This is a genomic window from Pseudomonas sp. MEJ086, from assembly GCF_030209025.1.
GTDB lineage: Bacteria > Pseudomonadota > Gammaproteobacteria > Pseudomonadales > Pseudomonadaceae > Aquipseudomonas > Aquipseudomonas fulva_A.
In genome coordinates this window covers 34,816-58,068 of sequence record NZ_JARVSV010000021.1, presented here as the reverse complement: position 1 = coordinate 58,068, position 23,253 = coordinate 34,816, and the positions used below count along the sequence as shown (strand labels likewise).

22 protein-coding genes are annotated in these 23,253 nt (G+C 64.3%); 17 read left to right on the top strand and 5 right to left on the bottom strand.

The features are described from left to right. Positions 1 to 35: 35 nt before the first annotated feature. The 11 genes from QRN22_RS13980 to QRN22_RS13930 all read left to right on the top strand — a co-directional run bounded on the left by QRN22_RS13980 (position 36) and on the right by QRN22_RS13930 (position 11,571). Positions 36 to 347 carry an NAD(P) transhydrogenase subunit alpha part 2 gene (locus QRN22_RS13980; RefSeq protein ID WP_042555131.1) on the top strand — a complete coding sequence of 104 codons (312 nt, stop codon included), beginning with the start codon at positions 36 to 38 and terminating at the stop codon, positions 345 to 347. Between the two features lie 3 nt (positions 348 to 350). After that, positions 351 to 1,787, top strand: a complete 1,437-nt coding sequence (locus tag QRN22_RS13975) for an NAD(P)(+) transhydrogenase (Re/Si-specific) subunit beta (RefSeq protein ID WP_042555130.1) — start codon at positions 351 to 353, stop codon at positions 1,785 to 1,787. 401 nt (positions 1,788 to 2,188) lie between these two features. Beyond that, positions 2,189 to 2,401, top strand: coding sequence for a DUF1127 domain-containing protein (locus QRN22_RS13970; protein WP_042555129.1), 213 nt, complete (start codon positions 2,189 to 2,191; stop codon positions 2,399 to 2,401). A 169-nt stretch (positions 2,402 to 2,570) separates the two neighbouring features. Beyond that, complete coding sequence (locus QRN22_RS13965; RefSeq protein WP_042555128.1) at positions 2,571 to 2,888, top strand: DUF2388 domain-containing protein; 318 nt, start codon at positions 2,571 to 2,573, stop codon at positions 2,886 to 2,888. A gap of 87 nt (positions 2,889 to 2,975) precedes the next feature. Beyond that, positions 2,976 to 3,296 (top strand): DUF2388 domain-containing protein, encoded by a 321-nt coding sequence (locus QRN22_RS13960; RefSeq protein ID WP_042555127.1) that lies wholly within the window; start codon positions 2,976 to 2,978, stop codon positions 3,294 to 3,296. Between the two features lie 23 nt (positions 3,297 to 3,319). Continuing rightward, a complete protein-coding gene (locus tag QRN22_RS13955) occupies positions 3,320 to 5,242 on the top strand; it encodes a DUF7844 domain-containing protein (protein WP_042555126.1) in 1,923 nt (640 codons plus the stop codon). Between the two features lie 152 nt (positions 5,243 to 5,394). Next, entirely contained in the window at positions 5,395 to 6,771 is a 1,377-nt protein-coding gene (locus tag QRN22_RS13950; RefSeq protein ID WP_082045840.1) for a TackOD1 domain-containing metal-binding protein, read from the top strand. Further along, positions 6,771 to 8,099: a glycosyltransferase family 2 protein gene (locus QRN22_RS13945; protein WP_042555125.1), complete on the top strand. Its 1,329-nt coding sequence runs from the start codon at positions 6,771 to 6,773 to the stop codon at positions 8,097 to 8,099. Before QRN22_RS13950 ends, QRN22_RS13945 begins: the two co-directional genes overlap by 1 nt. A 14-nt stretch (positions 8,100 to 8,113) precedes the next feature. Continuing rightward, positions 8,114 to 10,201 (top strand): TolC family protein, encoded by a 2,088-nt coding sequence (locus QRN22_RS13940; RefSeq protein WP_052493830.1) that lies wholly within the window; start codon positions 8,114 to 8,116, stop codon positions 10,199 to 10,201. Next, a complete protein-coding gene (locus tag QRN22_RS13935) occupies positions 10,198 to 11,235 on the top strand; it encodes an HlyD family secretion protein (protein WP_042555124.1) in 1,038 nt (345 codons plus the stop codon). Before QRN22_RS13940 ends, QRN22_RS13935 begins: the two co-directional genes overlap by 4 nt. A 15-nt stretch (positions 11,236 to 11,250) precedes the next feature. Further along, positions 11,251 to 11,571, top strand: a complete 321-nt coding sequence (locus tag QRN22_RS13930) for a hypothetical protein (RefSeq protein ID WP_156152753.1) — start codon at positions 11,251 to 11,253, stop codon at positions 11,569 to 11,571. A gap of 38 nt (positions 11,572 to 11,609) precedes the next feature. On the opposite strand, the gene QRN22_RS13925 is transcribed toward QRN22_RS13930, so the two are convergent. Continuing rightward, complete coding sequence (locus QRN22_RS13925) at positions 11,610 to 12,971, bottom strand: ATP-binding protein (protein ID WP_042555122.1); 1,362 nt, start codon at positions 12,969 to 12,971, stop codon at positions 11,610 to 11,612. Further along, on the bottom strand, positions 12,968 to 13,633 hold the full coding sequence (locus QRN22_RS13920) for a response regulator (protein ID WP_042555343.1): 666 nt from the start codon (positions 13,631 to 13,633) through the stop codon (positions 12,968 to 12,970). Before QRN22_RS13920 ends, QRN22_RS13925 begins: the two co-directional genes overlap by 4 nt. A 148-nt stretch (positions 13,634 to 13,781) precedes the next feature. Here QRN22_RS13920 and QRN22_RS13915 point away from each other — a divergent pair, with 148 nt between their 5' ends. Genes QRN22_RS13915 through QRN22_RS13905 form a run of 3 tightly spaced genes read left to right on the top strand, consistent with a single transcriptional unit; the run spans position 13,782 to position 16,275 of the window. Then, a complete protein-coding gene (locus QRN22_RS13915) occupies positions 13,782 to 14,048 on the top strand; it encodes a PepSY domain-containing protein (RefSeq protein ID WP_042555121.1) in 267 nt (88 codons plus the stop codon). Then, on the top strand, positions 14,048 to 14,587 hold the full coding sequence (locus QRN22_RS13910; RefSeq protein WP_042555120.1) for a cytochrome b/b6 domain-containing protein: 540 nt from the start codon (positions 14,048 to 14,050) through the stop codon (positions 14,585 to 14,587). Before QRN22_RS13915 ends, QRN22_RS13910 begins: the two co-directional genes overlap by 1 nt. A 17-nt stretch (positions 14,588 to 14,604) precedes the next feature. Further along, positions 14,605 to 16,275 (top strand): phosphoethanolamine transferase, encoded by a 1,671-nt coding sequence (locus QRN22_RS13905; protein ID WP_042555119.1) that lies wholly within the window; start codon positions 14,605 to 14,607, stop codon positions 16,273 to 16,275. 42 nt (positions 16,276 to 16,317) lie between these two features. Here the strand turns inward: QRN22_RS13905 and QRN22_RS13900 are convergent, their stop codons facing one another. From QRN22_RS13900 to QRN22_RS13890, 3 genes are read right to left on the bottom strand one after another with little or no spacing between them, the layout of a single operon-like run. Then, complete coding sequence (locus QRN22_RS13900; protein WP_042555118.1) at positions 16,318 to 17,538, bottom strand: nucleoside permease; 1,221 nt, start codon at positions 17,536 to 17,538, stop codon at positions 16,318 to 16,320. Positions 17,539 to 17,582: 44 nt separating this feature from the next. Beyond that, entirely contained in the window at positions 17,583 to 18,650 is a 1,068-nt protein-coding gene (locus tag QRN22_RS13895) for a sugar phosphate isomerase/epimerase family protein (protein WP_042555117.1), read from the bottom strand. Then, a complete protein-coding gene (locus QRN22_RS13890) occupies positions 18,647 to 19,813 on the bottom strand; it encodes a Gfo/Idh/MocA family protein (RefSeq protein ID WP_042555116.1) in 1,167 nt (388 codons plus the stop codon). Before QRN22_RS13890 ends, QRN22_RS13895 begins: the two co-directional genes overlap by 4 nt. Before the next feature lie 170 nt (positions 19,814 to 19,983). On the opposite strand from QRN22_RS13890, the gene QRN22_RS13885 reads away from it, so the two are divergent. From QRN22_RS13885 to QRN22_RS13875, 3 genes are all read left to right on the top strand, one after another. After that, the gene (locus QRN22_RS13885) at positions 19,984 to 20,988 is read left to right on the top strand and encodes a LacI family DNA-binding transcriptional regulator (RefSeq protein ID WP_042555115.1); all 1,005 of its coding nucleotides are present in this window, start codon (positions 19,984 to 19,986) and stop codon (positions 20,986 to 20,988) included. 143 nt (positions 20,989 to 21,131) lie between these two features. Beyond that, on the top strand, positions 21,132 to 22,025 hold the full coding sequence (locus QRN22_RS13880) for a LysR family transcriptional regulator (RefSeq protein ID WP_042555114.1): 894 nt from the start codon (positions 21,132 to 21,134) through the stop codon (positions 22,023 to 22,025). Positions 22,026 to 22,260: 235 nt separating this feature from the next. Beyond that, positions 22,261 to 23,250, top strand: a complete 990-nt coding sequence (locus QRN22_RS13875; RefSeq protein ID WP_042555342.1) for an aldo/keto reductase — start codon at positions 22,261 to 22,263, stop codon at positions 23,248 to 23,250. The last annotated feature ends 3 nt before the right edge of the window (positions 23,251 to 23,253 follow it).

Genomic DNA, 23,253 nt, shown 5'->3' with positions numbered 1-23,253 from the left:
GGAGAGGGTCAATCACTACAAAAAGGATCACTCCGATGGATCTGATTTCCGACGGCATCTACAACCTGATCATCTTCGTGCTGGCCATCTATGTCGGCTACCACGTGGTATGGAACGTCACCCCGGCCCTGCACACCCCGCTGATGGCCGTGACCAACGCGATTTCCGCCATCGTCATCGTCGGCGCCATGCTCGCCGCCGCACTGACCGTCACCCCCCTGGGCAAGACCATGGGCACCCTGGCCGTGGCCCTCGCGGCGGTCAACGTCTTCGGTGGCTTTCTGGTCACTCGGCGAATGCTGGAAATGTTCAAGAAGAAGGCCCCGAAAGCCCCGGTGGAGAAGTAATCGATGAGCATGAACCTGATCACCCTCCTCTACCTCGTGGCCTCGGTGTGCTTCATCCAGGCGCTCAAGGGCCTGTCGCACCCGACCACCTCGCGGCGCGGTAACGCCTTCGGCATGATCGGCATGAGCATCGCCGTGCTCACCACCCTCGGCCTTATCTACAAACTCGGCAGTGAACTGGCCGTGCAGGGCATCGGCTACGTGATCGTCGGCCTGCTGGTCGGCGGCACCGCAGGTTCGATCATGGCCAAGCGCGTGGAGATGACCAAGATGCCGGAACTGGTCGCCTTCATGCACAGCATGATCGGCCTGGCCGCCGTGTTCATCGCCATCGCCGCAGTGGTCGAGCCACAGTCCCTGGGTATCGTCGCAGCGATCAGCGACCCGATTCCCCATGGCAATCGCCTGGAGCTGTTCCTTGGCGCAGCGATTGGCGCCATCACCTTCTCCGGCTCGGTGATCGCCTTCGGCAAACTGTCTGGCAAGTACAAGTTCCGTCTGTTTCAGGGTGCGCCGGTACAGTTCGCCGGTCAGCACCTGATCAACCTGGCTGTTGGCCTGGCGATCCTCGCGCTCGGCCTGTACTTCACCTTCACCGGTAATCTGACCGCGTTCGCCGTGCTGGTGGCCCTGGCCTTCATCATCGGCGTGCTGATCATCATCCCGATTGGCGGCGCCGACATGCCGGTGGTGGTGTCGATGCTCAACAGCTACTCGGGCTGGGCGGCGGCCGGCATCGGTTTCTCGCTGAACAACTCGATGCTGATCATCGCAGGCAGCCTGGTCGGCTCGAGCGGCGCGATCCTCTCGTACATCATGTGCAAGGCGATGAATCGCTCGTTCTTCAACGTCATTCTCGGCGGCTTCGGTGGCGCCACGGATGCCGGCCCGGCAGCGGGTAGCGGCGAGCAGCGGCCCGTGAAATCGGGCTCGGCCGACGATGCCGCCTTCCTGCTCGGCAATGCCGACAGCGTGATCATCGTTCCCGGCTACGGCCTGGCCGTGGCCCGCGCACAGCATGCCCTGAAGGAGTTGACCGAAAAACTCGCGCACAAGGGCGTTACGGTCAAATACGCCATCCATCCGGTAGCCGGACGCATGCCAGGGCACATGAACGTATTGCTGGCAGAAGCCGAAGTGCCGTACGACCAGGTGTTCGAGATGGAAGACATCAATGCCGAGTTCGGTCAGGCCGATGTGGTGCTGGTGCTCGGTGCCAACGACGTGGTCAATCCGGCAGCGAAGAACGACCCCAAATCGCCCATCGCCGGCATGCCGATCCTCGAAGCCTTCAAGGCCAAGACCATCATCGTCAACAAGCGCTCGATGGCCAGCGGCTACGCCGGCCTGGACAACGAACTGTTCTATCTGGACAAGACCATGATGGTATTCGGCGACGCCAAGAAGGTCATCGAAGACATGCTCAAGGCCGTCGATTGATCGACCGACGAGAGAGGCGGGGAATGCCCCGCCTTTTCTTTCGCATAACCACAATTCCTTGCACATGCTCTGCCAACAAACACAGCCCAGAGCATCAGCGGCTCGGCGAAGCAAAAATAAAAATGATGAGCTAAGCAACGACAGCGCACAATTCAAACTGTACCCGTCCCTTATCACTGAAAATCTAACGATTTACAGGTCAAAAAACTGCCAAACTTGCCGAGTCACGGCAAATCCACAAACACCGGTACAGTTGCGCTCTAAATCGACGCAACAGTTACAAAGCAACCTATCTAGTACGCTGCTTATTTACTTCAGCTGTGACTACTGCTAACCCCACGCGAGGACGAAAATAGGCACCAGAACTTACCAACCCCGCCAAAAGCGGAAGGATGCACACCATGGAACGTACCCTCAGTTCCGATCTGCTCGTCGACAACTCGTCCAAATCTGCCACCAGCCTGCCGCTGAATTTCCTCGCTACTCTGCTCCTGTGGCAGCGTCGCATCGTCAGCCGTCGCCAACTGGCGCGCCTCGACACTCGCCTGCTGGCCGATGCCGGCATCAGTGAAAGCCAGCGTTACGCCGAACTGAGCAAACCGTTCTGGCGTTGATCGCGACCGTTGAGCTTCTCCCGCAAAACCCCGCCGGCATGCAGCGCCTGCGGGGTTTTGTCGTTCAAGGGGCTGCAGGCGCTCGTACACAAACTGTGCAGGTCTTTTTCAACGGTTCGATGCAGAGCGGTTAGAATGCGCCCTTTCAGTGAACCGTAGAGCCCAGACCATGCCAATCGCCCGCACCCTCGCGTTCTTCAGCCTGTTCAGCCTGGCCGCTGGCGCCTCTGCCAGCAGCTTTCTGGTGACGACCGATACGCTGGTCAATGCCCTCGCTGCCAGTATCGAAGGCACCTCGGACGCGACCTCCTCGGTCGTCGACAACAAGGTCGTTCTGGCCGCCAAAGACGACGCTGCCAGCTTCGTCGCCAGCCAGGGCACCCTGCGTGGTGCGCACCTGGAAGCCGCCCTGCAGCACATCCGCGGCCGCCTGCCGACCCTGCAAGCCGACGACGGCCAACTGGCGCAGGCCATCCTCGCGCTTTAAACAGCTGTCATCGCTGGAACTGCGGCAGGTGTTCCTCGTCCAACCTGCCATTCCAATTTCATTCTCACCCACTCTCGGAGACCGTTCATGAAGCGTCCGTTGTTCGCCGCCGCTGCATCCCTTGCCCTGTTCGCCGGCGCCGTTCAGGCCCAGACCCTGGTGGCCACCAGCAATATCATCGTCCGCGCCCTCGACCGCACCATCGACTTCACCTCGGACACCACCACGTCGGTCCGCGACATGAAAGTGGTGGTCGAAGCGCGTGACGACGCCGCCAGCTTCGTAGCCAGCCAGGGCGACATCCGCGGTGCCCAGCTGGAAGCCGCCTTCGGCGCCCTGCGCAGCCAGGTCCCCGAAGCGCAGAACGCCTCCGATCAGGTACTGGCCGAAGCCATTCTCGCCCTGTGATAGCCCCCCGTGGCTGGTTTCTGATGCTGGCCTTGCTGGTCAGCACGGCCAGTCACGCCCAGCTCAAACTGACGCTGGATGACAACCAGCTGAACAGCGCCGAACGCCGGGCCAGTCAGACGCTGCTCGACGAAGCCGTGGAGGCCATGCCTCCACGGCTGCGCGAGGCACTCGATCGTGACGTCAAAGTGCGCTGGGTCGCACTGCCCGAGCGAATCTATGGTCGCGCCGGGCGCCTCAGCGGTGTCGAACTCAATGCCAGCCTCCTGCCCGCTCTCACCGACGGCAGCGCAGCGAATGCCGCCACCGGACGCCCCCATGGCACCGTGCGCCGCGAATTGCTGGCAACCGTGCTCCATGAAGTGACACACCTCTATGATCGCGGTGCTTTTTGGGGCGCCGAGCAGCGCAGGCTGCTGCAACGCTGCCAGCGCCAGAACCACAGCCTGGGTGCGGTCGGTCTGCCGGCTGAATGCCGTGGCCAGACCGAGCGCCGCTTCACCCTCAGCGACGATCCACGCCTGCTCGACCTGGCCGGCTGGCCACAGCGCGTCGGCACCCGGGGTGAACGCGACCAGCGCAATGGCCAGGTGGCACGCAGCCCGGACATCTACGAACTGAGCAATGCCCGCGAGTTCGTCGCGGTGAACATGGAGTACTTTCTCCTCGACCCCGAATATGCCTGTCGCCGCCCTTCCCTGGCGCGCCTGTTCAGCGAGCATTTCGGCTGGTCACCGGCTAACGCCGCGCCTTGCGGTACTGGCTACGCCTACCTCAATGCAGGCCGCGATTTCGACAAGCAGGCGCTGGCCAACCTCGATCCCGAGCGGGTCTACGAGGTGGATTATCTGCTCGCCGAAGCCAACCAGAACATGGCCAGCCGCTGGGGCCACAGCATGTTGCGCCTGGTGATCTGCGCACCGGGCCGCCCGCGCGGGCCGGACTGCCGACTCGATCTCGACCAGCACCTGGTGCTGTCCTACCGCGCCTTCGTCGGTGACGTCCAGTTGTCGAGCTGGGACGGCCTCACCGGCGCCTACCCATCGCGCCTGTTCGTGCTGCCCCTGGCCCAGGTGATCGAGGAGTACACCAAGGTCGAACTGCGCAGCCTGGCCTCAGTGCCGCTGACCTTGCCCCGCGAACGCCTCGAGCAACTGGTCGCCCGCGCCGTCGAGCAACACTGGAGTTACGACGGCGACTACTTCTTCGTCTCCAACAACTGCGCAGTGGAGACCCTCAAGCTGCTGCGTAGCGGTACCGATCTGCCGCGCCTGCAGGATCTCGACAGCATCACCCCCATCGGCCTGCTGGAAGTGCTCGAGGCACGCGGCCTGGCCGACAGCAGCATGCTCGAGGACTCCCGTGAAGCGCTGCGCCTGGGCTACCGCTTCGACTCGTTCCGCGACCGCTACCAGGCCATGTTCAAGGTATTGCAGCAACGCCTGCCGATCCGTGAACAGCGCGTCGAGGACTGGCTGGAGCAGCCGTCCAGCGAACGTCGTCAGTGGTTCGAACAGGCCGACCTGCGCGCCAGTGCTGCCATGCTGCTGCTCGAGCAGGCCGCGATGCGCCGTCAGTTGCTGCTCTCCCAGGACGAACTCAAGCAGCGCTACCTGACCGGCCGAGCCGCCAAGGACCCGAACCTGGACAAGGCCGGCGACGCGCTGGAGCAGATCCTCGCCGGCACCGGCTTTCTCAGTCGCCCGGCGGAACTGCTCGAGGGCGGCTATGGCCTGCCGCAACAAGGCGAATGGCAGCGCCTGGAAAGCGAAACCCGCAATCGCCAGCAGCAACTGAGCCTGCTCAGCGCCGACCTCGACGAGGAAGTGCGCCGCCTGCTGGAACCTCAGCGCCTGGCCGAGCTGGAAGCCAACGAGGCCAACCTGAAGCTGCTGGGCGAGCACCTGCGCAAACTGCACAAAGCCAGCGGTGGCCTGCAGTTGTAGCGATCGTCGGCGATACTGAAGTTTGTACGCCGATTTTCAGGATTGTGCGCTGGCGCAAATATCCTGCATCGATACTTGTACATCAAATCGTTTATGTAGAACTTTTCGAAGTAAGGCCCAGTCGGACCTCTGCCCCCTGACTGGAATAGCCGATGACCGAATTGACCATTCGCATCGCTGAAGTTGCCCCAGGCCACGATGCGCGCCTTTCTGTCGCCACTCGTTTCAGCGATCTGCCCTCCCTGCTGCAAGCCACGGCTTTCGACGTCGTCGTGCTGAGCGCCACCGATGCCGAGAACCTGACCATGCTGCAGGCGCTGCGTCGGCAACCTGCCTATCGGCTGACACTGATCTACTGCACCAGCCAGGGGCCACTGGCCAAAGCGTTGAGCGAAGGGCCACCGCCGCTGCAGGCCAGCGTGATCCAGCAGGCCTGGCAACAATGGCGCGAACGCCTCAACGTCTTCAATAACGGTCGCACTCCCGAAGGCCTGGAAGCACAGTTGCTCGCCTATCTGTGGTTACGCGCCCCCGGTACGCTCAACGCCGTGCGCGCGCCGCAGTCGGCCCGCCATTACGTCTACCCGCTGGCCGAGGCCCTGGGCGACGACCAGGTCAACGGCCTGGCGCTGGTGCAGAATCTGGCACAACGCAACCTGCTCGACAGCAGCGCGCTGGTCGACCGCATTCGCCTGTGCCGCAGTTGTGGCAGTGGCCACCTGAACTACGTCGACGTGTGCGTGGAATGCAATTCCCTGGATATCGCCCGGCAGCCGTCGCTGCATTGCTTCACCTGCGGGCACATCGGCGCCCAGACCGAATACCTCAAGGATGGCGCGCTGGTCTGCCCCAACTGCCTGACCCGCCTGCGCCATATCGGTACCGACTACGACCGGCCGCTGGAAAACTACAACTGCAACAGCTGCGATGCCTTCTTCGTCGACGCCGACGTGCAGGCCCGCTGCCTGGATTGCGGCGAACACCACGCACCGGACGAGCTGCAGGTCCGCGAGATCCGCGACTACCAGCTTTCCGAAGGTGGCCTGCTCACCGCCCGCCAGGGCCTGGAGCGCAACACCGACAACTACTTCAATGGCCTGTCGGTGGTCGGTGCCAATACCTTCAAGACCTTGCTGGACTGGCAGCTGGAATTGATCGAGCGACACAAGGCACCGACCTTCGCGCTGCTCGGCATGCGTTTTCGCAACCTCGGCCGGGTACTCGAACGTCTCGGCCCGCAGCGTGGCCACGCCTTGCTCGACACGCTGATCGAACGCATTCAGGTGGCCATTCGCGACACCGACCGCTGCACGCGGACCAGCGAGGAACAACTCTGGCTGCTGCTGATGTACACCGACTCCGCAGGCCTGCGCCGGGTGACCGAACGCATCAATGAAATCAGCGAGCTGTTCGTCGGCGAGGATCTGCAGGACATCCGCCTGACCACCAGTGGCTGCGTCGCTCCCGCAGGCCTGATCGACAAGGAAGACGCCGAACTGCTGATGGCGCGCCTCGCCGGAGAACTGTGATGAACGCGCTGGTCGAGCACCTGCACGCCTGGCTGGGCGAGATCTACGGCGCCAACGGCCACTGGCGGCTGTTTCTCATGGTGTTCCCATACTTCCTGCTGCTGGAGGTGCCGCTCAACCTGATGGTATTGCTCGGTACCCTGCGCTGGTTCGTGCGCAAACGCAGCGCGCTGCCGGTGCACAACACCTGGCACCCACGGGTGTCGTGCATCATCACCTGCTACAGCGAGGGTCGCGATGTCGAATTGACCCTGCGCAGCCTGGTGGAGCAGACCTACCCCGGCATGATCGAGATCATTCCGATCATCGATGGCGCCGCCGCCAACGACGCGACCACCTCCGTGGTGCGCCGCTTCAAGGCCGAACAACGGCTGCCGCGCAACCGAGTGCTACGCCCCATCGCCAAATGGCAGCGCGGCGGCCGGGTGTCGTCACTCAATACCGGGCTGGCCTACAGCAGCGGCGAGATTCTCATCAACGTCGATGGCGATACATCGTTCGACAACGACATGGTGGTGCGCATGGTCAGCCACTTTCGCGATCCCAAGGTGCCCGCCGTCGCCGGCAGCCTGCGCGTACGCAACGCCAGGCAGTCATGGGTGGCACGCATTCAGGCGCTGGAATACCTGCTGTCGATCCATATGTGCAAGATCGGCCTGGCCGAGTGGAATCTGGTCAACAACGTGTCCGGGGCCTTCGGCGCCTTCCGCCGCAGCTTCCTCCAGCAGATCGGCGGCTGGGACACCCACACCGCCGAAGACCTGGACCTGACCCTGCGCATCAAGGCGTACTTTCGCCGCTACGGCCTGCGCATCCCGTTCGAACCCCAGGCCATCGGCCACACCGATGCACCGGCGACCCTGCGCAGCTTTCTCGACCAGCGCCTGCGCTGGGACGGTGACCTGTTCTTCGTCTACGTACGCAAGCATCGGCATGTGTTCACGCCGCGCCTGCTCGGCTGGCCGAACTTCCTGATGCTGATGGTCAGCGGGCTGTTCTTCCAACTGGTGCTGCCCTTCATCATCCTTGGCTACAGCCTCGTGGCGGTGATCATCCTGCCGTTCACCGCACTGATTTTCTATTCGCTGCTGATCTACGCGCTGTACCTGATGATGAGTGCATTGCTGTACCTGGGCCTGATGCTGATGGTCAGCGAGCGGCCACGTCAGGACCTGGCGCTGATCTGGGTGCTGCCTTTCTACCCCTTGGCGATGTACGCCCTGCGCTGCTGGAGCGTGGTCGCCATTCTCAATGAAACCCTGCGGCGCGGGCACGAGGAATCGAGCATGGCGCCCTGGTGGGTTCTCAAACGGGCCAACCGCTTCTAGGGCTTTGATATTCGATGACTGCACCACGACCTTCACGTCTGCTGCCGCTGCTGTGCTGCGCGCCGCTGCTGGCCAGCGCCGCACCACTGACCCTGGAGCAGGCCTTGCAACAGGCCGGTGACGGCAACCAGGCGGTCAATGCCGAACTGCAAGCGCGCTATGCCGCTCGCGACCAGCGCGAAAGCGAATCCGGCTGGGAGATGTTCGGCAATGCCAACGTCGGCCGTTACCGCGAACTGGTGACCGACGACGTGCGCGATGATTACTACGGCCGAAGCTTCGCGGTTGGCGTGCGCTATCCCCTGCTCGGCAGCCTGCGCCGCCGTGTGGATGCGGTGCGCGACAGCGAACGCGACATTCGTCTCGGCGAGACCGAACAGGGCTACCAGCGTGCCCAGCAGCGTCTGGCGATCCGCAGCACCTACGCGGACTGGTGGCGCGCGACGGAGGAACAGAAGCTCTGCGAAGGCGTTCAGCAAGCGGCCCGTGATGCCGACCAACAGGTGCAGACGCGTCTTAACGGCAACTGGATTCTGCCCTCCGACGCGCAACTGATGCGCAGCGAATGGACGGCAGTGAGCCGCCGCTGCGCCATGCAGAATGGCCTGCTGGAAGATATCCGCGCCAGCCTGCAAAGCCTCGGCGTACAGGTCGATGCCCATGACACACCGGTCGCAACCGCCCTGGCTAGTGAGCCGCAACCGCTGCAGGCCTGGCAAACGCAGCTGGAGGACAACCCGCGCGTGGCCGGGCGCAGCGCCGAATTGGCCAACGCCGAACTGGGCCGCAAGCAGCCCTGGTACAGCTCCATAGAATCCTATGTGAACGTCGCCCAGACCCTGGAACAGCGCAGTGGAGCGAGCGATGACGGCAGTGGCCTGAGCGCCGGTATCACCTTCTCCGCTCCATTCGACCTGCTCGACTACGGCTCTGCCCGTGGCCGTGAGGGTGAGGCACGCTACCAGGCCGCCGTGCAGGCGCTGGAACGCGAGCGCGGCAACGTGCTGCGCGAACTGGGCAAGGTGCTGGAACAGCAGCGCCGCGAACTCAATGAATACCAGTGGCGCAGCGAGCGCCGTGAGGCGCTGGACACGATCATCGCCGAACGACGCCAGCGCGGCAGCCTGGATGCGGGTGAAGCCAGCCTGCGGCTGCTGCAGGCCCAGGTCGATCACTACAACGCCGGGTTCGCGCAGATCTCCGCCTGGCACGGTGCCTGGCTGCAGGACTCGGCGCTGCGCCTGTTCGGCGATGACAGCGCCGGTTTCGAACGCCTGCTCGGTAACCGTGTGGTGCACTGGCAGGGTGAAAACACCGTGATGCCCGCCCAGGTGGCCACGCAAACCCAATGGAATCAGGGCGTCTACATCTGGGACAGCACGGCGCTGCTCGCCCCCGACCAGCGCCCCGGCCAGTTGAGCGCCTTGCAGCAGGCCGGTATCAGCCAGTTGCACGTCGGGCTGACCAGCTTGCAGGTCGCCGATATGCGCAACACCCGCCAGGCACTGGCCGAACTGCTGCAGGCCGCTCACGCACAGAATATGCAAGTCACCCTGCTGCTCGGTGATCCGGACTGGATGAAAGCGCGCCAGCGCCAGGGGCTGATCAGTCTGATCGGGCAACTCCGGGACCTGCCTTTCGATGCCCTGCACCTGGATCTGGAAGTCGAGCAGCTCGGCTGGCCGGTCCCGGATCAACGCCTGCGCGACTGGCTCGACACCCTGCGCGAAGCCAAGGCTGCCGCACCCTGGCCGATCAACCTGTCCAGCCACCCGCGCTGGTTCGCCGAAGAAGCCGCGCGCAATCCCTGTGTGCCTTGCGAACTGCAGCGCATCGGGGTGGGCGAGATCAGCCTGATGATCTACACCCGCAGCCCGCAGAGCAGCGCCAACCGCGCCCTGGCTATCGCCAGGCAATGGCCGGCGCTGAAGCTGCGTCTGGCGCAGAGCGTGGAGGTCGATCAACCCGCCGATCTGAGCTGGGCCGACGCGTCCCATGAGCAATTGCAACAACAGGTACTGAACTGGCAGAACGTTCTGCACCCGGCTGGATTGGGCGGAATCGACTGGCAATCCTGGACTGATTACCCGAGAAGCCGATGAAGATACGTTTCAATAGCCCCAAGGAAAGACACCCGACCCAGGACAATGGCGTGGAGGTGCTCTACGCCCCCGGCAAGCGCCTGGCGTTTCGCCTGCGCTGGTACCTGATCCTGTTCCTGATTCTGTTGCCCGCCCTGTGGCTGGCCGGTCGCTACGGCCTCGAGCTGGTGCGCATCGAGGCGCCGGCGCTGGTCCGCTTGCCGACCCTGGAAGTACGCGCCATGCAGCCCGGCCAGGTCAGGAACATCGCCGTGCAGGCAGGTGATCACGTGGACGTCGGCGCGCCGCTGGTGGAACTCGACAACCCCGAGTGGCGTTTGCGCCTCAACCTGCTGCAAGGCAGTGCAGCACCTGCCGCCGCGCCGCTCGGTGATCTCGGCACACGCAATCGTGCGGTCCTGCAGAGCCTGGTCAACCGGGCCTCACAGCGGGTCAACGACACCCGTCGCCTGGTGCAGCAAGGTGCCGCCACCCGCGGCGAGCTGGTCGAGGCGCAGAACGCGCTGGATAGCCGTCAGGCCGAATTGCTGGCCTTCGAACGAAGCCTCAGTGGTGGCGGCAGCAGCGAAAGCGACCGCTATGAGCGCCAGCAACAACTCGAACGCCAGTGGCTGACCGGACAATTGCAGCAACTGAAGGTCGCCGCCAGCGAGCCGGGACGGATTGCCGAAGTGGTCACCGCACCGGGCGAGAACGTGGGTCCCGGCACCTTGCTGATGCGCCTGGAGCGCAGCGGCCCGGCGCAACTGTGGGTGTACCTGGACCCCAAGGACGTCGAACATGCCACCCCGGGTTCGCAGCTCGACGTGCGCCTGCCCGACGGCGGCTGGACCAGGGCCGAAGTGATCAACCCCGCGGAAAGTGCCAACCCGCTGCCCAGCGACCTGCGTCAGCCGTTTCGCAGCCCGACCCGCGGCCTGATGGTACCGGCTCGCTTCACCGAACCACTGGCCAACGAATGGCGCGTGGACTCGCTGCCGGTGCGGGTCCGCTTCCCGAACGAGCGCTTCACCCTGTTCGGCATGCGTTTCTAGATGGCTGGCGAAACCATGACCCCAGGTACCAGTCAGGACATGGCGGCACTCTTCCAGCCCGAACCGATACAGTGGGGATTGCGCGGCGATCCCTACCTGTGGGCGGACATGGCCGCGACATTGGCAGGCACCGCTCTTCCGGCAACGGCAGCGCAGCTGGATGAGCTGCTGCAGGCGACCTTCGAACGGCTGGTCGGCACGAGAGCGGACTCGCCGACCTCGTGCGTGTTCGTCGACCGCTACAGCCACGGCGGCATGTCATCCGGGCGGGTCAGTCTGGTGTTCTGGCAGGAAACCGGCCTGCCGCTCCTGCGAACCCGCTACGGCGAATCCTGAACGGCCCGCTCTGCGCCGCGAGCGAATAGCGCCAGTGCTCAACTCGCCGGGTCGGGAAACCTGACCACCGCACTGAAGCCCTGCGGGCTGGCGTTGGCGAAGCCGATGGAGCCGCCCAGATGGCGAGCGATCATACCGACGATGGCCAGCCCCAGCCCTGCGCCCTGAGGGTTGCCCGCACTGTGGAAACGCTCCCCAAGACGCGGCAACCGCGCAGCCTCGACACCGGGCCCCTGGTCGACCACCTGCAGGTGCACGCCCTTGCCTTCGCGGCGAACCCGCACGCTCACTTCGCTGCCGGGTGAGGAGAAGGTCAGCGCGTTGCTGACCAGGTTCTGCAGCAGGATGACGATCAGACCGCGCTCGCCCTGAATCACCACGGCTTCCTCTGCCTCCAGTTCCAGCTCGATCTGCCGATTCAGCGCCAGCGGCGCGAGATCGGCCAGCTCCTCGCGCACCACCGCCGTCAGGTCGAGGGGCTGCAGGCTCTGCGAAGGGGATTCCAGACGGGCCATGGTCAGCAACTGACTGGCGATGCGGGTGGCACGATGCACGCCCTGCTGCAGGAAAGACAGGGCTTCGTCGCGCTCCTGCACGCTGCCGGCCTGCAGCGCGTTGCGCACATGGATATCGAGGATCGCCAGGGGGGTGCGCAGCTCATGGGCCGCATCGGCGATGAAACGTCGCTCCCGCTCGAGCAGCGCACGCAGTTGGCTCAACACGTCATCCAGGGCCAGGCGCATCGGTTCCAGCTCCGGCGGCAGCGGGCCAGCCAGCAAAGGCTCGAGGCTGTGTTCGGGGCGCTCGCGCAGTTGCTGCGCCAGGCGCTGCAAGGGACGCAGCCCCCAGCCCAGCAGCAGCCAGATGAAAGCGGCCAGCAAGGGCAAACAGACCAGAGTCGGCATCAGAGTGTGCTGAAGAATCTGATGGATCAGGTCCTGACGCAGGTCCTCACGCTCGCCGACCCAGATGCGCAGGCCCTGACCGGCATCCTCCAGCAGCACACCACACCATTCCTGATCATTGAGGAAGAAGTCGTGAATCCCGGGTGCGGGCGGTGACGCCAGTGGCGGTGCCTGTTCGGAACGCACCAGCAGCGTGCCGTCTGCGGCCCACACCTGGAACGCTAGGTTGATTTCATAAGGGTGCGAAAAGATGCCTTCGGCGGAGAGGTCCAGGGCGTTGTCCAGCGCGCGCCGAACGAACGGCCAGTCGATCGGCTGGCCATCCGGCTGCTGCAGCATGCCTTGCAGCACCCGGGCGGCTTGCACCAGCTGGGCATCATAGACCGCCTCGGTCTGCCGATGGCTGTCACGCAGGGCGAGCAACACCAGGGCAAGGCTGCCGGCGAGCACCAGGGCGATGGTCGGCGCGAGGATGCGCGTACGGATGGAAATCATGGCGTTCGCTCCACCAGGTAACCGACCCCGCGTACGGTGCGGATGAGATCGCTGCACAACTTGCGGCGCAGATTGTGAATCAGCACTTCCAGCGTGTTGCCCGGGCCGCTTTCCTGCCAGCCATAGAGGGCGTTGCCGAGGCGCTCACGGGTGACCACTACCCCAGGGCGGATCAGCAACTGGTGCAACAGCTGATACTCCATGGGCGTCATCGGCACACTGCGGCCCTGATAACGCACTTCCTGAGTCGCCGGGTCGAGGCTCACACCGGCGAACTCCAGTACCGGCTGGGCCCTGCCCTGGCTGCGACGCAGCAAGGCACGGATACGCGCTTTCAGCTCCTCGGGATCGAAGGGTTTGACCAGGTAGTCGTCGGCGCCGGCATCCAGACCGAGGATGCGATCCTCCATGGCGTCACGGGCGGTGAGCACCAGCACCGGTACGGCATTCTCGCTGCGCGCGCGCAACTGGCGCAGCAGCGTCATGCCATCCAGGCGCGGCAGGCCGAGGTCGAGCAGCACCAGATCGAACTGCTCGCTGCGCAGGGCGTGGGCGGCTTCGACGCCGTCCTCCAGCCAATCCAGCGTATACCCTTCGCCACGCAGGGCGACCCGGATTCCGCGCGCCAGGGCGCGATCGTCTTCAACCAGCAGGACACGCACTGGACGCACCTCGTCAGAAATGGCGGCCGCCATGATGCGCCGCCTGCAGCCCGTTTTGCACGGACAGATGTTACCGAGATTTGCCCATTAAGACTTTCCTAAGCTTCGCGCCGCAAGGTGCTACTCACCATCACAGGAGAGTCACACCATGCGCTACTTCGCCCTTCTCGCACTGCTGCTAGGCAGCCCGCTGGCCCTGGCCAGCACCGAATGCACCACCGCCGACCGCTCGACCTGGCAGGACCCGGAGAAATTCCAGGCGCAACTCAAGGAACAGGGTTACCAGATCAGCAAGTTCAAGATCACCAAAGGCAACTGCTACGAGATCTACGGCTTCGACAAGGACAAGCGCAAGGTCGAGATCTATCACGATCCGGTATCCGGCAAGGCGATCAAGACCGAGATCGAAGACTGATGCACGCGGCGACGATAAGACTCTGGGATCCGCTGATCCGGCTGTTCCATGTGTCGGTGGCCGGGGTCTTCGTCGCCAACTATTTCTTCACCGAGGAAGGTGACGACTGGCATACCTGGCTCGGCTACTACGCCTGCGCCTGGCTGGCGGTTCGTCTGGTGTGGGGCTTCGTCGGTTCACGCAGCGCCCGCTGGGCAGACTTCTGGCCGACTCGCGCGCGCCTCGCCGAACACCTGGCTCACCTGCTCGGGGGCAAAGCCTATCGTCGCCTCGGCCATTCGCCGCTGGGCGCCCTGGTCATGCTGCTGATGATGGCGGCCATCGCCACCCTGGGCATCAGCGGCTTCCTGATGCAGGAAGTGGACGCCCTGTGGGGCGCCGACTGGCCACTCACGTTGCATGGCTGGGTGGCTGACGGCCTGGCCGCTCTGGTGGTCATCCACATGGCCGCCGCACTGATCGAAAGTATCCACCTGCGCGAAAACCTGCCGCTGTCGATGATCACCGGCAAGCGCCGCGCCCATTCCGAAGACCGCTGATCCCTCAGGAAAAACCCATGCTGCCCATACGTGCGCGTTTTAGCTCTGGAGCGCTGCGCTCCTGGTTGTCGCTCGTGGCCCTGGCCACCCTCAGCTGTCTGTTGCTGCTCGCCGATGATTTTCTGCAGCAGTTGTTCACCCCCAACAACCGTGCCGAACTGGAATTCGGCTATGTCACGGTGCTCTGGCTGTTCAGTGCCGGGCTATGGCTATGCAACCTGCGTTGGCTCAGCGCAGCCATCCTGATGCTGTTCGCGGCGATGCAACTGATGCAACTGGCCAACATCAGCTTCTTCGGCGAGCCGCTGACCGCCATCGATATCCAGTCGCTGCTCAACGACCCCGGCGAGGTTCGCGAAACCGCGGCGCACAGCTTCGCTCAGCACTGGCCGGTGCTGCTCTGCGTGGCCATTCCCTACGCCCTGCTGCTCGCCCTGCACCTGCGTCTGCCGGGCAAGATCAGCCTGCCGGAGAGCCGCTGGGCACTGGTGCTGATCGCCGTGGTGCTGCTCTCGAAACCCTATCGAGCCACCTACCGCAACCTCGACTCCTTCGCCGCCAGCCCCAGCCGCAGCGCGCTGCACAACAACCTCAACGTGTTCTCCGCCTGGGCAGTGCGTCTGGCGTTCAAACCGGAGGTCGAGCTGCCACCCGCGCCTTTCGCGCCATACGCGCTCAGCCCCAGCCTGAGCGAGGCGAAACATGTCTGGCTGGTGGTCGCCGATTCGCTGCGCAGTGATCGACTCGGGGTGTTCGGCTACGGCCGCGATACCACGCCACAACTGGCCAGCTACCTGCGAGACCATCCCAGCGCCTTCGTGCGCCCCGGCATCGCCGCCGGGGTGGCCACCGATGTCAGCCTCCCCTACCTGATCAATCCGATTCGTGAACCGGGGCAGGACTCGCAACTGCGCACGGGTGACATCAACCTGTTCCGCTTCGCCAAGCAGGCGGGCTTTCGTACCCACTGGATCTCTTCCCAGGAATCCAAGTTGCTGGCCAATCTGGGCAGCCGCTATCTGGACGTGTCGATTACCCGCGAGGACCACCCGGTACGTTTCCTCAAACAGCAGGATCGCGCCCTGCTCGACCTGCTCGACAAGCAGCGCTGGGGCGAGCGCAATTTCGTGGTGCTCAACCTGCGCACCGCCCACCTGCCCTATGCGCAGAACTACCGCCATGAAGCCAAGCCGGCGCCCTGGGCCGACCAGGGCGCCAACGGGCAGAGCAATGCCTATGACAACTCGGTGCACTACCTCGACAGCCTGCTGGCCGAGGTCATCGCCGATTTCGACCGGCTGGAGGGCGAGCGTTACCTGGTCATCACCGGCGACCATGGCCAGCGCCTGGGCGAGGGAGGCCACTGGGGCCACAACGATCTGGTGCCGGAAGTCAGCGACGTGCCGGTGATCGTCATCGGCCGCGAGGCGCAGCCGCAGGTCATGTCGAGCCTGTCAGCGGAACGCTGGATCAGCCACTACGAGGCCGGCAAATGGCTGGCCGCACGCCTCGGCACGCGCATCCACAACCCCAACCTGCGCCCCAACGAGCACTTCGTGCACGGCAAGCTGCTGTTCACCGACAACTTCATCCAGCGCGTCTGCGAAACCCCAGGCGGCCTGATCCATCACCCGCCGCAGCAACTGAGCATGCTGCTCAAACAGCCCGAGGCGCGCTGCGAGGGCTGACCCGTACGGCGCAGGTGGCTTGCACCACCTGCGCTCCCCCCCTCAGCCAACCGGCTTGCCCGCGGCACGCTCGCGGAAGGTCAGCAGGAAGGCCAGCAGCACGCCAGCCGAGAACACCGCCGGGAACAGCCAGATGCTGAACCAGTCGTGGGCACCCTGGCTGGAATAGTGATCGGACACCATGCCGGCCACCCAGAAACCGATCAGCATGCCGACACCATAGGTGGCCAGGGTGATCAGGCCCTGCGCCGAACTCTTGATGCTCTCGCCGGCCTTGCCGTCGGTGTAGATCTGCCCGGAGACGAAGAAGAAGTCGTAGCACACGCCATGCAGGACGATACCGGCGACCAGGAATGCCACCAGCTCGCCGCTGTTGCCGTAGGCGAACAGCACATAGCGCAGCGCCCATGCCGCCATGCCCACCAGCAAGGTCACCTTGATCCCGAAGCGCTTGATGAACAGCGGCAACAGCAGCATGAACAACACTTCCGAAACCTGGCCGAGGGTCATCATGCCGGTCGGGTTGGCGACGCCGATTTCAGTCAGGAACAGGTTGGCGTTCTGGTAGTAGAAGGCCAGCGGAATGCAGATCAGGATGGAGGCCAGAAAGAAGGTCGCGAAGCCGCGATCCTTGAGCATCTGCAAGGCATCCAGACCGAGCAGGCGCTTGATGCCGGTCTGCTGGCCGGGCACCGGAGGCGTCGCTGGCAGGCTGAAGCTGTAAAGCCCGAGCAGCAGCGAAGCACCGGCACAGAGCAGAAAGGTGTTGCGCAGGGCGCCAGCGGCGATGGCCTGCTGGGCATCCCAGGCGAACACGAAACTGATCACCAGGCCGGCCACGATCCAACCCAGCGTGCCCCACACCCGCACCCTGGAAAATTGCGCCGCCGGGTCGCTCAGCTGCCGGAAGGCCACCGCATTGACCAGCCCGAGCGTCGGCATGTAGACCACCATGTAGCAGAGCACCAGCGGATAGAAGGTGGCGAAATCCTCGGCCCGGTAGAGCTGGTATAGCAGTACCGCGCCGCCTAGGTGGAGGATCGCCAGCAGGCGCTCGGCATTGACGAAGCGGTCGGCGATCAGGCCGACCACGAAGGGCGCCAGAATCGCCCCCCAGGACTGGGTCGCGTAGGCCATGCCGATCTGTCCGCCACTGGCCTCCAGGGTGCGCCCCAGGAAGGTACCCAGGGTGACGAACCAGCCTCCCCAGATGAAGAACTGGAGAAACATCATCACGCCCAACCTGACATTCAAAGTGCTCATGTTCTTATCCTTGTTGTTGTTCACGAGACTGCGTTAAACATTATTCAGTCCAGGCCCAGCAGCCCCCGATTGCGCGACGCGCTGCTGGTGACCCCGGCAAAATCGTCGAAGGCGCGCTCCGCGCGGATAATCAAGTGGCGCGAGATGAACGCCGCCCCTTCGCCAGCGCCCTGGGCGGCGTCCTTGAGGCAGCACTCCCACTCCAGCACCGCCCAGCCCTGGTAGCCGTACTGGGTGAGCTTGCTGAAGATCGCCTTGAAGTCGATCTGCCCATCGCCCAGCGAACGGAAGCGGCCTGGCCGATCGACCCACGACTGATAGCCGCCATACACCCCGGAACGGGCATCGGGCCTGAACTCCGCGTCCTTGACGTGAAACATGCGGATGCGCGGGTGGTAACGGTCGATGAAGCCCAGGTAGTCCATCTGCTGCAGCAGCATGTGGCTGGGGTCATAGAGGATGTTCGCGCGAGAATGACCACCGACCGCGCCCAGGAAGCGTTCGAAGGTGGCGCCGTCGTGCAGGTCTTCGCTGGGGTGCAACTCGTAGCAGAGGTCGACACCCGCCTCATCGAAGGCATCGAGGATCGGCAGCCAGCGCCGCGCCAACTCGGCGAAGCCCTCCTCCACCAGGCCCGCCGGACGCTGCGGCCAGGGATACAGATAGGGCCAGAGCAGTGCGCCGGAGAAGGTCGCATGGGCCGACAGGCCCAGCCGCTGGCTGGCCTGGGCAGCCAGTTTCAACTGGCTGACCGCCCACTCGGTGCGCGCCTGGGGACGACCTCTCAGGTGCGCCGGGGCGAAGTCGTCGAACAGGCTGTCGAACGCCGGATGCACGGCAACCAACTGGCCTTGCAGATGGGTAGACAGTTCGCTGATGGCGACACCGGCCTCGGCACAGATGCCGTTGAGCTCATCGCAATAGGTCTGGCTCTCGGCGGCGCGTTGCAGGTCGATGCACTGCGGCCCCAGCGTCGGCAACTGGATGCCCTTGTAGCCGAGCGACGCCGCCCAGCCGGCCTGGTTTTTCAGGTCGTCGAACGGCGCCTCGGCAGAGAGGAACTGGGCGAGGAAAATACCCGGGCCGCGAATGCCTTTTGTACTGGAGGTCATGGCTGTACTCCTGCGGTCGGTGCCAGCACCGTCCATTTCGCCTCGCTGGCGTGACTGGCCAGCGCCGCTTCGATGAAGGCCATGCCGCGCGCGCCGGTCTCGATGCCTGGCAGGGCGGCAGCAGCGCTGCGGGAGCCGGCAATCGCCCGAGCGAAGTCGCCATACAGATTGGCCATGGCTTCCAGGTAACCCTCGGGATGGCCCGCCGGCAGACGAATGCGGCGCAGCGCCTCGTCGCACAGCCAGCTGTGGTTGGCCCCGGCACGCAGCACGCGCATCGGTTGGTCGAGCGAGCGATGAATCAGGCTATTGGGCTCTTCCTGACGCCACTCCAGGCCACCCTTGTCACCGTAGATGCGGATCTTCAGGGCGTTCTCTTCACCGGCGCAGACCTGGCTGGCGAGCAGCACGCCGCTGGCCCCCTGCTCGGTGAGCAACAGCATCGCGCAATCATCGTCCAGCGCCCGGCCGGGCACGTGGGTAGCGAGGTGCGCGCATATGCGCGCGATACGCTGACCACTGACGAATTCGGCCAGACTGAAAGCATGCGTCCCGATATCGCCGATGCAGCCGCCCTGCCCCGCCAGCTGCGGGTCACCACGCCAGGCAGCCTGGCGGTTGCCCTGGCCAGCAAGGTCGTCGCTAAGCCAGCCCTGTGGGTATTCGACATACAGCTTGCGCACCTGGCCGATCTCGCCGGCCTGCACCATGTGCCGAGCCTGCCAGATCATCGGGTAGCCCTGGTAGGTGTGGGCCAGCCCGTAGAGAACATCGGCGTTATCGAGCAACTGCGCCAGGCTGCGGGTGTCGGCACTGGTCAGTGCTGCGGGTTTCTCGCAGAACACATGGATGCCGGCTTGCAGCGCAGCGGCAGCGATGGGTGCATGCAGGTGATTGGGCGTGACGATCGCCAACAGGTTGATGCGCTCATTGGGATCGAGGCCCGCTTCACCCTCCAGCATCGCCTGCCAACTGGGGTACACACGCTGTGCAGGCAAGCCACATTCACGCCCGGTTTCGGCATTGCTGGCCGGATCACGGCTGAAAGCGCCGGCCACCAGCTCGATGCCTCCGGCCAGGGCAGCCGCCTGACGATGCACCTTGCCGATGAAGGCGCCAGCGCCTCCGCCGATCATTCCCAGCCTTACGCTTGAAGCAGGCATTGAATAACTCCGTCTTGCGCTATTTTTATCGGTATTCTTATCAATGTAACCGGTTACATTGATGAATATATAGACCTCGCCATTATCCAGGTCAAGCGCGCCACGACGGTCGGGTTGCGGTAATCTAACGGCGAACCGGCGCTCGCAGCCGGCCAGAGAACAGAGGCTGCATGACAAATATCCGCAAGGTAGCCGCACTGGCTGGCGTCTCGGTCGCCACGGTATCCCGCACCCTGAAAAGCCCTGCCCAGGTGTCACCGGAAACCCGCGAAAAAGTCCTCGATGCCGTCGAGCACGCCGGCTACAAACCCAACCTGATGGCCATCCAGTTCCGCTCCCAGCGCACCCGCAATCTGGTGGTGCTGGTACCGGATATCGCCAACACCTTCTTCGCCCAGGTCATCCGCGGTATTCAGGAAGCGGCCAGCGCGTTCGACTATCGGGTGCTGCTCTGCAACACCCTGGGCAACCCGGAAACCGAGCGACAGTTCGCCGAGCTGGTGGATGCCAGGCAGGCAGACGGGGTCATCCAGCTGCGCGCCTTCGACCCGTTCGCGCGCCAGGATCATCCGCCGCTGGTGAACATCTGCGAGATCGTCGACGACGCGCCCTGGCCCACGGTCAGCCTGAACAACCGCGGCGCCGCCCGGACCATGACCGAGCACCTGCTGGGCCTCGGTCATCGCCGTATCGGGCTGATCCAGGGGCCACCGGACAGCCCGCTGACCCGCGAGCGCTTCGCCGGTTACCGCGAGGCTCTGGACGCCGCAGGTATCGGGCTCGACCCTGCCCTGCTGCAGGACGGTAATTACGACTGCCAGTCCGGGCATGCCGCGGCGGCGCACCTGCTGGGTGTCGAATCTCGCCCGACGGCGATCTTCTGCGAGAACGACGAGATGGCCATGGGCGCCATCCGCTGTATTCGCCAGGCCGGCCTGCGGATTCCCGAGGACATCTCGGTCGCGGGCTTCGACGACATTTCCTTCGCCGCCTTCTGCGACCCACCGCTGACCACCATCGCGCAACCGGCCGAGGCCTTCGGCAAGCACGCGGTGGCCATGCTGCTCGCCCTGCTGGAAGGAAGGAGCATCGCCGAGCATCGCCTGATCCTGCCTTTCGAACTGGTGGTTCGCTCGAGTACTGCAGCCTGCTCACAGCCGCCTGTCGAGGCCTAGCGGCGGCGGCGAGCCGAGGGCCGACGGTGCTGCTTGCCCGATACTGCGGCTGACATCAAAAGAGAAAATTAGCGCTGAACGAGACGCCCATGACCTGCTTATGATGCTGCGCTGAACATCCTCCTCCCGAGCCCGAATCGTAGATGCCCAGAGAAAATTTCAACGACCTGCAGGCCTTCGTGGTCATTGCCCGGGAGGGCAGTTTTACCCGCGGCGCAGCGCACCTCGGCGTTTCCCAGTCGGCGCTCAGTCACACCATCCGCAGCCTGGAAACACGTCTCGGCGTTCGCCTGCTGACCCGTACCACGCGCAGCCTGGCACTCACCGAAGCCGGTGAGCGGCTCTACGCCACGGTGGCTCCGCGCCTCGAAGAGATCGAGGCGGAGCTCAGCGCTGTCAGCGAGTTTCGTGACAAGCCGGTCGGCACGCTGCGTATCACCACCTCCGAACACGCCGCCAACAACATCCTCTGGCCCAAGTTGCACAAGGTGCTTGGCGACTACCCGGATATCAAGGTGGAGATCACCGTCGACTACGCCCTCACCGATATCGTGGCGCAGCGATACGACGCGGGTGTGCGCCTCGGCGATCAGGTGGCCAAGGACATGATCGCCGTGCCGATCGGCCCGACCCTGCGCATGGCGGTGGTCGCCTCGCCGGAGTACTTCACCCGCTACGAGGTCCCCCTCACTCCTGCGGACCTGGCCCGGCACTGCTGCATCAACCTGCGTCTGCCGACCTACGGTGGCCTGCTGCAGTGGGATTTCGAGAAAGACGGCCATGAAGTGAAGGCCCGCGTCGAGGGCCAGTGGACCTTCAACAGCAGCACGCCGGTACTGCGCGCTGCCATCGCTGGCTGCGGGCTGGCCTTCCTGCCCGACGACATGGTGCAGGAGCAGTTGGCCGACGGCAGTCTGCTGCGCGTGCTGGAGGACTGGTGCGAGCCGTTCGCCGGCTACCACCTGTATTACCCGAACCGCCGCCAGTACTCCCGCGCCCTCGGCGTGATCATCGATGCGTTGCGACACCCAGGCTGAGTAACGACAGGCCCACCTCTGCCCTGCCCACCGCGAGCGAGATCGGCGTCGCACATGAACTTGTGAGCAAGACTCATGAAACCATCCGATCATTTCATGATTTCTTCTCATGACAGCATGCCGACTTTGCTACCTAGTGCTGCCCTCAGCCGCTGACTAAGGTGAGTCAGGCTTATTCGATCCCGCTGCGCTCGATACCAGAAAGCAGCGGCCGAACCTGACGGGAGAAGTGCAGATCCAAACACGCCAACTCGGCAACAGCGGTCTCGACGTCTCGGCCATCGGCCTTGGCTGCATGGGGCTGAGCCACGGTTACGGACCGGCAACCGATCGCAATCAGGCGATAGCGCTGATCCGCGCCGCTGCGGATCGCGGCGTGACCTTCTTCGATACCGCCGAAGTCTACGGGCCGTTCACCAACGAGGACGTGCTTGGCGAAGCCCTGGCGCCCATGCGCGATCAGGTGGTGATCGCCAGCAAGTTCGGTTTCACCTTCGGCGACGACGGCAAGCAGCAGATACTCGACAGCCAGCCACGGCAGATTCGCCTGGCCGTTGAGGGCTCGCTCAAGCGCCTGCGCACCGAACGTATCGACCTGCTTTACCAGCATCGCGTCGACCCGCAGGTGCCCATCGAAGAGGTCGCCGGTACCGTCGCCGAGCTGATTGCCGAGGGCAAGGTCCTGCACTTCGGCCTGTCCGAAGCCGGCGCGAGTACCATCCGCCGCGCCCATGCCGTGCAGCCGCTCGCTGCGCTGCAGAGCGAATACTCGTTGTGGTGGCGCGAGCCCGAGCAGGAAATCCTGCCGCTGCTCGAAGAGCTGGGCATCGGCTTCGTGCCCTTCAGCCCGCTGGGCAAGGGCTTTCTCACCGGCGCGATCAAATCGGGGCAGCAGTTCGGCAGTGACGATTTCCGCAGCCAGGTGCCGCGCTTCGAAGCCAGCGCACTGGACGCCAATCAGCTACTGGTCGAGCTGCTGCAGGAAATCGCCAGGGACAAGGGGGCGACACCGGCACAGGTGGCGATTGCCTGGCTGCTGGCGCGCAAACCCTGGATAGTGCCGATTCCCGGCACCACCAAACTGGCACGGCTGGAAGAAAACCTGGCTGCCGCATCGCTCACCTTCGATGCCGCCGAGATGACCCGGATCAACAATGCGGTCGAACAGATCCCGGTTGCCGGCAATCGCTATCCAGCGGCGCTGCAGGCGAGGGTCGGTCGATGACGG